Below are 11,078 nucleotides of genomic sequence, written 5' to 3'. Positions count from 1 at the left end.
AAGGAAGACGGCAATGGCCATCCACAGCCGTTGCACCGTCCACGGGCCATGCCACGTCCTTGCCACGATGCCTGGGCTTTCCGAAAGAGTCGTCCGGCCTGCGCCTTCGCAAAGGCCGCAGAGCATACCCTTCACCCTCGCACACATCATGGCGCTGCGACCGTCCACCCGCTGGCTGTCGATTGGGCAGGGGCCATCGATTGGACTTTTCTGGTCACCTGCCGGCCATGGGACGCCGTGATCTCTATGCGCTCGACGGCCTCCCTCCCGGGCAGATTCAAGGGCTGGAACACGGCCATCCTGCCGGAGACGGCCTCCAGTGACACGGATAGATGGGGAATCCGGCCACCGCGCCGCAGTGGCGTCAGTTCGCCCTGCCCCAGCTTGACGACCACCTGCTGTCGTCTCTCATCCAGCGCGACCACACGCAATTCATCCTGGTCCACCGTTGCCCAGCGCCAGCGATCGGAGTCTGTGCCGACGGCCTCATTGCGATGCGTCTGTGCTGGCGACGCCAATGGCATGGCACACGCCAGAACAGCCAATGCCACAGGCAGGCGTCTGCCCAATCCACTCCACAGCATTGCACACACGAATTTGGCCGCAAAGCGCCTGCCGGTCCCTTTCATCCTCTCCTCCCTCGATGCCATGGTTATTCGTTAGCTCGCCAATCAATGGCCAGGCCATCTTTCAATAGGATTTCCGACGACTGCCGAAAAGAGCGCCCATGGCCACACATCCCGTGAGCCACGGCATCAGGAAAACACCGAAGGAAGCCACTCACAGCCTCTTTGTCTGGCTGCCGCTGCGTGGCGACACCGTGCTGCCCTCCCTCCCGGCATGCACGGTTTCTTGCGATTCATGATTGGCGCACAAAGGCCTTCCAAAGCACTGCATCCAGGTACCACGAGGCCCCGGAATTCATACAAACAGTTTCATCGGTAATTTTTTGTGCCGCAGCATAACATCGAATTTCACCCTGCGTCCATAGGACTGGTCTGAAAGAGACATCCAAAAGAGACAGGCATGCCGGATTCCGGATCCATTCCTCCTGCAATGCATTTCCATTTCTGACCGGCCTTGCCAAAGGCGAGCATCCAACATTGTCTGACGGGGCCCGCAAGGCGTGGAATGACCTGGATCCATTGCAATCCGGCCAATCCATCACCGGCTTGTCGAGCGGGCTCCACCCGGGACCCGCCCGTCCGGTGGCACAGGGGATTGCGACATTCCGGCTGCCATCCGGCCAGGTGACCATGGGCAGAACCGGCGTTGGCGTTGGCGTTGGCGTTGGCAGACCATGGCATCCAAGGCGCGCGAGGCTGGCAGAGCTTGCCCAACCCCGCTCAGCAGGTGCCACTTCACCACGCGCCAGAGCACCACATGCATTCGGATGGAACATCCCGCATCAGACGAAGGGATTTCCAATCAGAAAAATCAGGCAATGCTCACGCGAAAGCTTCGCAAAACGCCAACCACCTGCGTGATCTGCCAAGAAAAATAGAATTCAAATGTAAACAATTGTTTAGGCAGCCTGTAAGATTCTTGCAGTCAATCAGTGTTTCCCCAGGAGATTGGCCTGCACCTTCTCGTCGGCCAATTCATCGCAAAAATGCATCAATCACACCTGGTCATTGATTTTTTCATCCCTATCTTACCCAATCGATCTTTTGACGCAAAACATCCACGGCCACCTAGATGAGAGCGCATCCAGATTATGGAGAATAATATCCGAGCATCATCTTGATCATGATTCCGGATGCAGCAAGATCAGCAGGGCCGAGCAATTGCTGCTGGCCTGCAAATGGCCTGAACCTCCCATTTACCCATCGCTGGTTCTTCGGTGCCTGCACGAAGCGCAGGCCATTTTCGAGCGGCACCGCATGTCGGACCGCGTGGTGTCCTGCCACATTGCAGCGGCCTTCATCCACTGCCAGCTAGGCGAGGAACGCAATGCGATCTCCCTGGCCACGGTCGCGATGGCCAACCCTGCGCTGCTGCCACCCGAGGCCCTGGCCCGTGCCCTCTATGTGCGGGCACTGGCGCACAGCCGGCTCGGTGAACTCGATACCGCGCTCCAGCTCATCGAGGGCAAGGAGCAGGAGTTGGCGCAAATGGCACCGGGCGACGGCTCCTGGCTGCCCGCCCTCGTGGCCTGGGTCAGGGCCCAGGTCCTGTGGAAGGTCTTTCTCTACCGGAACCACCAGGACCTGTGGTGCGGTCCGCCGCCCGATTCAGGCCTGGTCCGGCCTGGTGGCGCCGCCCCCGACAGCGCCAGCCTGTACGCCTTGCTGGACAGGGTGGGTCGCCAGTTGCCGCCAGGCATCGCCTGGCCTTACAGCGAGCTGCTGCGGCTGTCGCTGGAGGGGCTGGAGTCCGGCCGGCGCGAGGCCGCCGCCGTGGTACGCGCGATCGAACGGATAGGCATCCGCCACCAGGCCAGGAATCCGCCCGTGGCCGGCTGGGCCTGGCTCAGCTGCGCGCTGGTGCACTGCAGCAAGCGCCAGCATGCGCTGGCGCTGCAGGCCGCCATGCTGGCCAAGTCCACCGCCCGGACCTACCAGCTCGAGGGGCTGCACCGCAACGCGCTGGTCTATGAGTACCACCTGCAGGAAACCCAGGGCGACTTCGCCGGCGCGCTGTCCACGCTGAAGGCCCTGAACATCATGCGGCTCAAGAGCATGGCCATCAGCCCGTATCTGGAGAAATCGAGATGCACGGCCTTGGATGACCCCCGGCTGCATGATCTGGAGCCCGCCTATGTCAGGCGTGCCCTTCAATACATTGAAGACAACCTGGACAAGAAACTGCGGGTCCAGGCCATTGCGGACCATTGCCGTGTCAGCCGCCGCACTCTGGAAGTCTCTTTCCGCAACAGCCGCTCGTGCAGCATTGGTGAATATATAAGGCAAAGCCGCATCCATCTGGCCGCCGAATCGCTACTGACGACAGACCAGAGCATAGGACAGATTTCCTCGCGGCTTGGCTATTCATCACTGTCGGCATTTTCCAGGGATTTTTCCGGCCATTACGGAGTACCGCCATCTCTCTGGATTAGACACCACCGGTCAGCGTAAGCCTTCAATTTCCGTGATCCATGGCTGCGGCCTGGGTCAGGGCCATCTTGAATATACAAAGGAAGATGCATGAAATACCTCAAGAACATGAAGACGGGCTCCATGCTGGGGATGGGATTCTCGATCCTCATCGTCATCGCACTGTCGATTGCGCTGTATGGCCGGGCCCGGCTGATCGAGGCTTCGGATGATGTCTCCTACCTGGCGGACACACGGTTCACGAGCCTGCTGCGACTGGTGGAGATCAAGGGCTCGGTGGAGTTCATCTTCCGTGGCGTGCGCAGCATGGCGCTGATGGAAGATCCGGCGGAAAAGGATCTGGCCAGGGCCTCGCTGGATGCGCAGCGCCAGAAGATCGGCCAGTTGATGGAGCAGTTCCGCGAAGGCCTGAGCACCCCCCAGGGCATTGCGCTGTATGAGCGCATGAAAGAGGCACGCCAGGCCTATCTGCCGCTGCTGGACCAGTTCATGGCGGCGGCTGCGCGCCATGACCTGCCCAGCGTCTCCGCCATGCTGGGCAGCAATGGGCAATTCCGCCAGAGCCAGGATGCCTTCTTCACCGCCATCAGCGAGATGCTGGTCCACCAGCAGCAGCGGGCCACGGAAACGGCCCAGGCCACCGAGGAGAAATCGCTGGCCGCCGGGCGGCTGATGCTATCCCTGGCGCTGGCCTCGCTGGTGCTGGGTGCGCTGGTGGGCTGGGCCATCACGCGCTGCATCAAGGGCCTGCTGGGGGGCGAGCCCGCCTATGCCGCCCAGGTGACGCAGGAAGTCGCCAAGGGCAATCTGGCCGTGGCCGTGCGACTGCGCCGCGGCGATACCACCAGCCTGCTGGCCAGCCTGGACGCCATGCGCGCCAGCCTGGCCGGCATCGTCAGCCAGGTGCGCCACAGCAGCGAATCCATCGCCACGGGCGCCAGCCAGATCGCGGCGGGCAACACCGACCTGAGCGCACGCACGGAAGAGCAGGCCGCCAACCTGGAGGAAACGGCCGCCTCCATGGAGCAGATGAGTGCCACCATCAGCCAGAACGTGGAGACGGTGCGCAGCGCCTCGGACCTGGCCCAGTCGGCCAGCACCACGGCCGTGCACGGCGGCGAGGTGGTGCATGGCGTGGTCAGCACCATGCAGGACATCACGCACAGCTCGCGCAAGATCGAGGAAATCATCGGCGTGATCGATGCCATCGCCTTCCAGACCAACATCCTCGCGCTCAATGCCGCCGTGGAGGCCGCGCGCGCGGGCGAACAGGGCAAAGGCTTCGCCGTGGTGGCGGCCGAGGTGCGCTCGCTGGCCCGGCGCTGCGCCAACGCGGCCAAGGAGATCAAGGGTCTGATCAACGAAAGTGTGGGCAAGGTGGCGGCGGGCTCCCGGCAGGTGGCCGAGGCGGGCTCGACCATGAGCGACATCGTCTCGCAGACGCGCCGCGTGGCCGGACTGATCTCTGACATCGGCGCCGCCACGCAGGAACAGTCCCAGGGCGTGACCCAGGTCAGCGACGCGGTGCAGCAGCTCGACCAGGTGACGCAGCAGAACGCCTCGCTGGTGGAGGAGTCCGCTGCCGCGGCCGACAGCCTCAACCGGCAGGCCGCGCAGCTGGTGCAACTGGTCAGCGTGTTCCGCCTGGAGGCAGCCCAGTCCCGGCCGCCGGCACCGGCCCTGGCACCCGTCGCGCCGCAGGCCGTTCCGGCGCCCGCCCTGGCGCCTGCCGCCGCGAAGCCCGCCAGGCCGGCAAGCCCTGCGGCCGGCGCGGCCAAAACCATGGTCATGGCCACGCCTTGCGCACCCTCCAGCGCTGCATCCTCCAGCAAGAAAGCGCCTGTCGCGCTGGCCGACAGGAGCAAGGCATCGCGCCGGACCACCACCGTCGAGGTGACCGACGAATGGGAGCAGTTCTAGGCGACGCCCGCCCTCCTACGGGGGCGACGGGGGCTCAGCGCATCACCAGCCCGCCATCGACGAACAGCACCTGTCCCGTCATGAAGCCGCTCAGCTCCGAGGCCAGGAACAGCACCGGCCCGGCCACGTCCTCGGGCCGTGCCAGGCGCCGCAGCGGCGTGGCCGCCATCAGCGATTCGCGGAACGATTCCCGCGTGTCCTGCGTACCCTGGGTGGGATGGACCAGGCCCGGGGCCACGCAGTTGACGCGGATGCCCACGGGGCCCAGCTCGCCGGCCAGGTTGCGGCTGAAGGCCACCAGCGAGGCCTTGGCCGTGGTGTAGTCGTGATAGGGCACGACGGGGTGCTCCACCAGGTTGCTTGCAATGTTGACGATGCTGCCGCGCGCACGCTGGCGCATCTGCGGCAGAACCGCAGCACAGACATTGAAGGCCGTGCCCACGGCACCGTCGAACTGGGCCTGGTAGTCGCTCCAGTCCAGATCGTCGAAACGGCTGCGCCGCTCGGGATCGAAGGCATAGGGTCTGAAGGCGTTGTTGACCACGATGTCGATGCCCCCGGCCTCACGGGCGATGGCATGCGCCATCTCCTGCACGGCAGGCCGCGAGCCCACGTCGGCCTTGGCGGCCCAGGCGTCTCCGCCCATCGCCTTGCCGGCCGCCTGGCAGGCAGCGACGGTCCGGGCGGCCGCCGCGTCGTTGGACAGGTGGTTGATCGCCACCGCGGCGCCTTCGCGCGCAAAGGCCACGGCGATGGCCGCGCCTATGCCACGGCTGGCCCCCGTGACCAGGACGACCTTGCCCCGCAGGCCCAGTGAAGACGGCTGCGCCATGTCAGGCCCCCGGCAGCAGCGTGGTATCGACCACGTCCGACACCTTGATCTGCCTTTGCACCATGCCCAGCGCGCGGTAGGCGTCGGCGCCCTTTTGCAGGGCCGCGAGATCGAAGCTGCCCAGGGGCTTGCCTGCCTGCACCGGCTGCGAGGACGCATTGCGCAGGCGGATCACGTCCAGGTTGATGTCACGCTGCGTGCCATCGATGGCGTGCCTGCCGGCCAGCGTGGCCGCTTCCTCGGGGTGGGCGATCATCCAGGCCGCGCTGTCGCGGTAACCGCGCAGGAAGGCCTTGAGCAGGTCCTTCTTCTCGCGCAGCGTGTCCTCGCGCACCACGAACATGTCGCTGGAGATGTTCAGGTGGTCGCGCACCTGCATCACGTCCACCTCGCCCATGCCCTTGCGCAGGCCCACGGCCAGGCCGGTGTCGGTGGCGGCCGTGGCATCGACCTGGCCCTGCATCAGCGGTGCGAAGTTGAGCAGGCCGGTGACGACGATGCTCACGTCCGACTCCTTCAGCCCCACCTGGTGCAGCATCACCAGCAGGTTCTGGCGCGTGCCGCTGGCCAGGCTGTACACGCCGATCTTCTTGCCCTTGAGGTCGGCCGGCTTGCGAATGCCAGAGGACTTGAGCGAGACCACGTTGAACACGTTCTGCGGGTAGATGTCGTAGATGGCGACCAGCTTCTCGCCCTTGTCCAGCGCCATGAAGAAGGAGCCGGGGTCGGTGAAGGCCACGTCGGCCTGGCCGCTGAGCATGTTGCGGATGGCGTCGCCGCCGCCCGCGCCCGGCAGGTAGGCCAGCTCCACGCCCTGGGCCTTGAAGAAACCCTTGTCGGGCTCGGCCAGGATGTTGGTGATCTCGCTGATGGGCTTGCTCCAGCCGGCCAGGCGGATCTTGCCCTGGGCGGGTGCGGCCGTGGAAGTGCCGGCCAGCGCCAGGCCGGCAAGGCCCGCCGTGGCGCCCAGCAGGCCGCGGCGAGAGAGGAAGGAGGCTGTGTGCGATGTGTTCATGGCGGTGAGGAGCAAGGGTTCGGCCAGCGCGCCCGCAGGCATGGCATGGACCGTGGAGATCAGAAGGTATGGGAGCCGTTGTGGGGACGCAAAAGCCTGCGCTCCAGCAGCAGGCAGGCCTGGTACAACAGCAGTCCCATGGCGGCGATGAGCACCAGGGCCGCGAACATGAGGGTGGTGTCCATCATGCCCTGGGCGGCGATGACCACGGCGCCCAGGCCCCGGCTGGCGCCCATGAACTCGGCCACCACGGCGCCGACCAGGGCCAGGACCACGGCCACGCGCAGGCCCGCGAGAATGGCCGGCAGCCCCGTGGGCAGCTTCAGGTGCAGCAGCGTCTGCAGCCGCGTGGCACCCAGCATGCGAAACAGCTGCAGCCGCTGGGCATCGACCTGGCGCAGGCCGGTCAGCGTGTTCTCCATCAGCGGGAAAAAGCAGATCAGCGCGGTGATCAGCACCGTGGGCAGCATGCCGAAGCCGAACCACAGCACGAACAGCGGCGCCAGCGCCAGCTTGGGCACCACCTGGCTGACCACCACATAGGGCCTGAGCACGCGCTCCAGGAATTCGGATTCGGCCAGCGCCATGCCCGCCAGCAGGCCGACCAGGCTGCCGGCCGCCAGACCCAGCAGCAGCGCCTGCAAGGTGGCGGCGATGTGGGGCCAGAAATAGCCGGAGGCCAGGCCCGTCCACAGCGACACCGCCACGGCGGAGGGCGCGGGCAGCACCAGGGCGGACAGGCCCCAGCGCCGCACCAGCAGCTCCCAAAGGCCCACCAGGAGCAGCGCCAGCACGGCGGCCAGCAGGCGCTCGCGCATGCGGGGCGTCCACAGCGATGCGCTCATGTGGCCGCCCTGTCCATGCAGGCGCGCACGCGGGCGCAGTATTCGTTGAAGGCCGGGCCGTGGCGCATGGCCTGGCTGCGCGGCGCGGGCAGCTGCACGGCCACGCCGTCCACGATGCGCCCGCCGTGCATGAGGGCGATCTGATCGCCCAGGTAGACGGCCTCGTTGATGTCGTGGGTGACGAAGAGCACCGTGGTGCCCCGCTCGCGGCAGGTGCGCAGCAGGTCGTCCTGCAGCTCGGCGCGCGTGATGGCATCGAGCGCGGCGAAGGGCTCGTCCAGCAGCAGCAGCGGCGGCTCCAGGATCAGCGCGCGCGCCAGCGCCACACGGCTTTGCTGGCCGCCCGAGAGCTGGCGCGGATGGTGGTGCGCGTGCGAGGCCAGGCCCAACTGCTCCAGCAGCGCCAGCGCGCGCTGCTCGTCCTGCGACGTGGGCCGACGCTGCAGCGACACGGGCAGCAGCACATTGGCCAGCGCCGTGTGCCACTCCAGCAGCGTGGGGGCCTGGAACATGAAGCCCAGTTGCGGGCCGGGTTCCGCCAGCTCGCGGCCGCGCAGCAGGATGCGGCCCGACCGCGGCCTGAGCAGCCCCGCCGCCAGCTTGAGCAAGGTGGTCTTGCCGCAGCCGCTGCGGCCCAGCAGGCAGTGGACTTCGCCGGCCTGCACATGCCAGTCCACACCGTCCACGACGGGCGGCCGCCCCGGATAGGTGAACACCACCTGTTCGATCTCGAGGAACGCCATCGCCTCAATCCGAATAGGGGGCAAAGGGCTGGGCCGAGGCCTCGGCCGATGGCTCGATCTCGGTCATGCGCACCAGATCCAGGAGGTTGAAGCGCCCGTCATGGTGCCAGCCCGCCTCGGGCATGCTCATCGCGCCGATGGCACTGATGCGCGTGACGCCGGCCGCCCCCAGCAGGCCGGCCAGCCGGTACAGCTCCTCGGGTGTGGCGGCAAGGCCGGCCGTCTGAAGGTATTCGCGCTGCGCGGCGACCACGGGGACAGCATCGTCCAGCCGGTCCACCCCCACCACGGCGATGGTCCGGTACAGGGCCGTGGGCGCCAGCGGCTGCAGGCTGTCGCTGTAGGCCACGCTCCAGGGAGCCTCCACCGGCCCCAGCAACTGCTGCCCGTCGCCCGCCCATTCCACGGACTGCTGCCAGCGGGCCACGGCCGTGCCTTCCTCCAGCAACAGGGGCCGGCGTGCAAAGCGCCGCTGCAGGTTGGCCAGCTCGGCGGCCAGATGGTCGGCAAAGGCGCGCGGCGGCACAGGTCCGCCACGCTCCACATAGAAGACATGGGGTGAGTAGCAGCCCTGCTGGTCATAGCGCATCACATCCCAGGCCGCCAGCCGCGCAACGGCCGGTGCCTTGAGAGTGTCCAGCGCCGCCGCCCCGACCATGCCGAAGCCCAGCTTGTGGCCATGGGGCAAGAAGCGCGTGGTCACGGGCAGGCGCCGCCGCAGCGCATCCAGCGTCTGGTTGCCTCCATAGGCCAGCACCGTATCGGCACGGGCGTAGAGCGCGGCCGCGCCCTCGGCGCCCTGCCCCGTCTCGCCGCCCGCGCCGCTCCACCACACCACGGCCAGGCAATCGGCCAGCGGCGGATGGACCTCGGCCAGCAGCCGCGCGAACCAGCCCGCGAACAAGGGCTCGGCGCTGGCCAGCTTGCCAATGGCCGGCGCCTTGACCAGCAGGCCGCAGACCAGGCTCCACAGCGACAGCGCGGGCACATTGCCGGCCCAGCTGTGCACCAGCAGGTCAGGTCCGAAGGCGCGCACCGCGCCGCCCTTGGGCGCGGGCTCAAAGCCGTCGAGCACGGCCGGGTTGGCGAAGTCCTCGGCCACGAAACGCCGCAGCTGCGGCGCGCGGAACGTCTTGAAAAAGCCCGTCAACCCCAGCCGCACCATGTCCGCGTCATAGCCGGTAACCACGGGCAGCCAGGCGTCGGCCTGGCGGCGCCAGGGGTCATGCCTGTCCAGCAGGCGGGCGATGGCACGGTCGATGGCCCCGATGATCTCGGCCACCGGCATGCACCTCAAGTGGCGGTCGGCCGCCTGGCGAACCCGGTCGGCGAGCGCCTGCATCTGCGGGCCCGTCAGCACGGGCACGGCCACTTCCAGCCGCACGCCATCGCGCTCGAAGGGCAGCACCTGCCACTGCAGCTCGGCCTCGCGTAGACCAGGCAGTTCGGGCAGGTAGCCGGCCGTGATCCGTTCCACCCTCATGCGGCGGCGGCTTTCACGAATTCCTCGACCGCCAGCGAGCAGCCCTTGGCGGCCGCGCCCTCGGCACGGCCCAACAACAGGAAGCCACCCGCTTGGCCATGGCCTGCCCACAGGCCCACGTCTTCCGTGAGGATGGTGGTGACCGCGTTGTAGTTGGCCAGATCGCAGTGCACGAGGATGCCGCGCTCGCCGGGCGCCACGCTACGGCCCGTGACGGGCTCGACCAGGCGCGAGCGTATCCAGTGCGGCCCCGACTTGACCGAGGGCAGCGTGGCATTGCCGTCGTCATAGAACTGCGTGCTCAGCTCGGTCATGCCGTACATGTTGATGCAGTGGCTGCGCGGCACGCCCAGCAACTGCGTCAGGCCGGCATAGAAATCCTCCAGCGGCAGTTCGCGCGACTGTCCCTTGTAGCCACCCGTGTCCAGGATGCGGCTGCCTGCCGGCAGCCGGAAACTGCGTCCCTGCGCGCGCAAGGCGTCCATCACATGTACCAGGCTGAAGCTGGCACCCAGCAGCGCATGGGGCCGGCCGCTGCGCTCGGACGCCTCCAGCACGGCGCACAGGCCCGCCATGTCCAGGCCCTCGGGGGTCAGGAAGTAGCGGCTGTCCTCGGTGCCGAATTCCGACCTGGCCAGCGCCAGGTAGTGGGCCAGCGAGGAGTGGGGCATGGCCTGCTCGTCCGGAAAGAGGATGCCCATGGGCATGCGCTCCTGTCCTGCCATGAAGCGCTGCGCGAAGTGGCGCTTCATGGACAGGTCATAGACATCGAGCGCGGGATGGAAATGCCGTCCGCGCGCAGACATGCCCTTGGCCTGGCCCGTGGTACCGCTGGTCATGAACACGCGCTCCGTGGGCGAGGCCGGCTCGCTGCGCAGCTCCATGGCCTTGAAGGCGTCGATGGGGACGGCCGGGATGTCGCTCCAGGTCTTCACATTGCGCAGCGTGGCGCCCCGCCGCTGGCAGAAGCTGCGAAACGGTGCATTGAATTCGTACTGGTGGGCGAACAGCCGCAGCGCAAGTGCATCGAACTGCTCGTCGGTGCAGCCATCCATGGCGATGAATGCGAGCAGGTCTGCGACCAGAGAAGCCGCCTGGGGCCGGGCCTTGTCCATGGAATTCCTTCGAGAGCTGGGACGTGATGCTCCGAAGGCTCCCCCGCCCATGGCTCCTGGCCCATGGCA

At 66.9% G+C, this 11,078-nt stretch carries 9 protein-coding genes; 2 read left to right on the top strand and 7 right to left on the bottom strand.

The features are described from left to right. Nucleotides 1–146: 146 nt before the first annotated feature. A complete protein-coding gene (locus tag L1Z78_RS10660; RefSeq protein ID WP_234641461.1) occupies nucleotides 147–524 on the bottom strand; it encodes a hypothetical protein in 378 nt (125 codons plus the stop codon). Nucleotides 525–1,883: 1,359 nt separating this feature from the next. On the opposite strand from L1Z78_RS10660, the gene L1Z78_RS10655 reads away from it, so the two are divergent. Then, nucleotides 1,884–3,077 (top strand): helix-turn-helix domain-containing protein, encoded by a 1,194-nt coding sequence (locus L1Z78_RS10655; RefSeq protein ID WP_234641460.1) that lies wholly within the window; start codon nucleotides 1,884–1,886, stop codon nucleotides 3,075–3,077. A gap of 69 nt (nucleotides 3,078–3,146) precedes the next feature. Beyond that, on the top strand, nucleotides 3,147–4,976 hold the full coding sequence (locus L1Z78_RS10650; RefSeq protein ID WP_234641459.1) for a methyl-accepting chemotaxis protein: 1,830 nt from the start codon (nucleotides 3,147–3,149) through the stop codon (nucleotides 4,974–4,976). Nucleotides 4,977–5,010: 34 nt separating this feature from the next. On the opposite strand, the gene L1Z78_RS10645 is transcribed toward L1Z78_RS10650, so the two are convergent. Genes L1Z78_RS10645 through L1Z78_RS10620 form a run of 6 tightly spaced genes read right to left on the bottom strand, consistent with a single transcriptional unit; the run spans nucleotide 5,011 to nucleotide 11,009 of the window. Next, the gene (locus L1Z78_RS10645) at nucleotides 5,011–5,808 is read right to left on the bottom strand and encodes an SDR family oxidoreductase (RefSeq protein ID WP_234641458.1); all 798 of its coding nucleotides are present in this window, start codon (nucleotides 5,806–5,808) and stop codon (nucleotides 5,011–5,013) included. A gap of 1 nt (nucleotide 5,809) precedes the next feature. Then, nucleotides 5,810–6,823, bottom strand: a complete 1,014-nt coding sequence (locus L1Z78_RS10640; protein ID WP_234641457.1) for an ABC transporter substrate-binding protein — start codon at nucleotides 6,821–6,823, stop codon at nucleotides 5,810–5,812. Nucleotides 6,824–6,882: 59 nt separating this feature from the next. Next, nucleotides 6,883–7,641, bottom strand: a complete 759-nt coding sequence (locus L1Z78_RS10635; RefSeq protein ID WP_418921708.1) for an ABC transporter permease — start codon at nucleotides 7,639–7,641, stop codon at nucleotides 6,883–6,885. Nucleotides 7,642–7,664: 23 nt separating this feature from the next. Beyond that, nucleotides 7,665–8,411: an ABC transporter ATP-binding protein gene (locus L1Z78_RS10630; RefSeq protein ID WP_234641455.1), complete on the bottom strand. Its 747-nt coding sequence runs from the start codon at nucleotides 8,409–8,411 to the stop codon at nucleotides 7,665–7,667. 4 nt (nucleotides 8,412–8,415) lie between these two features. Then, nucleotides 8,416–9,894: an acyl-CoA reductase gene (locus L1Z78_RS10625; RefSeq protein WP_234641454.1), complete on the bottom strand. Its 1,479-nt coding sequence runs from the start codon at nucleotides 9,892–9,894 to the stop codon at nucleotides 8,416–8,418. Then, complete coding sequence (locus L1Z78_RS10620; protein ID WP_234641453.1) at nucleotides 9,891–11,009, bottom strand: long-chain fatty acid--CoA ligase; 1,119 nt, start codon at nucleotides 11,007–11,009, stop codon at nucleotides 9,891–9,893. Before L1Z78_RS10620 ends, L1Z78_RS10625 begins: the two co-directional genes overlap by 4 nt. Between the last annotated feature and the right edge of the window lie 69 nt (nucleotides 11,010–11,078).

The sequence above is a fragment of the Delftia tsuruhatensis genome (genome assembly GCF_903815225.1).
Lineage (GTDB): Bacteria > Pseudomonadota > Gammaproteobacteria > Burkholderiales > Burkholderiaceae_C > Comamonas > Comamonas tsuruhatensis_A.
The sequence above is the reverse complement of the archived record's forward strand: the minus strand, read 5'-3'. Positions and strand labels throughout refer to the sequence as shown.

Excerpts from the sequence above, each read along its gene's own strand:
- L1Z78_RS10640 (WP_234641457.1), bottom strand. The coding sequence starts at position 6,823 with ATGAACACATCGCACACAGCCTCCTTCCTCTCTCGCCGCGGCCTGCTG.
- L1Z78_RS10620 (WP_234641453.1), bottom strand. The coding sequence starts at position 11,009 with ATGGACAAGGCCCGGCCCCAGGCGGCTTCTCTGGTCGCAGACCTGCTC.
- L1Z78_RS10660 (WP_234641461.1), bottom strand. The coding sequence starts at position 524 with ATGCCATTGGCGTCGCCAGCACAGACGCATCGCAATGAGGCCGTCGGC.
- L1Z78_RS10625 (WP_234641454.1), bottom strand. The coding sequence starts at position 9,894 with ATGAGGGTGGAACGGATCACGGCCGGCTACCTGCCCGAACTGCCTGGT.
- L1Z78_RS10630 (WP_234641455.1), bottom strand. The coding sequence starts at position 8,411 with ATGGCGTTCCTCGAGATCGAACAGGTGGTGTTCACCTATCCGGGGCGG.
- L1Z78_RS10635 (WP_418921708.1), bottom strand. The coding sequence starts at position 7,641 with ATGCGCGAGCGCCTGCTGGCCGCCGTGCTGGCGCTGCTCCTGGTGGGC.
- L1Z78_RS10655 (WP_234641460.1), top strand. The coding sequence starts at position 1,884 with ATGTCGGACCGCGTGGTGTCCTGCCACATTGCAGCGGCCTTCATCCAC.
- L1Z78_RS10645 (WP_234641458.1), bottom strand. The coding sequence starts at position 5,808 with ATGGCGCAGCCGTCTTCACTGGGCCTGCGGGGCAAGGTCGTCCTGGTC.
- L1Z78_RS10650 (WP_234641459.1), top strand. The coding sequence starts at position 3,147 with ATGAAATACCTCAAGAACATGAAGACGGGCTCCATGCTGGGGATGGGA.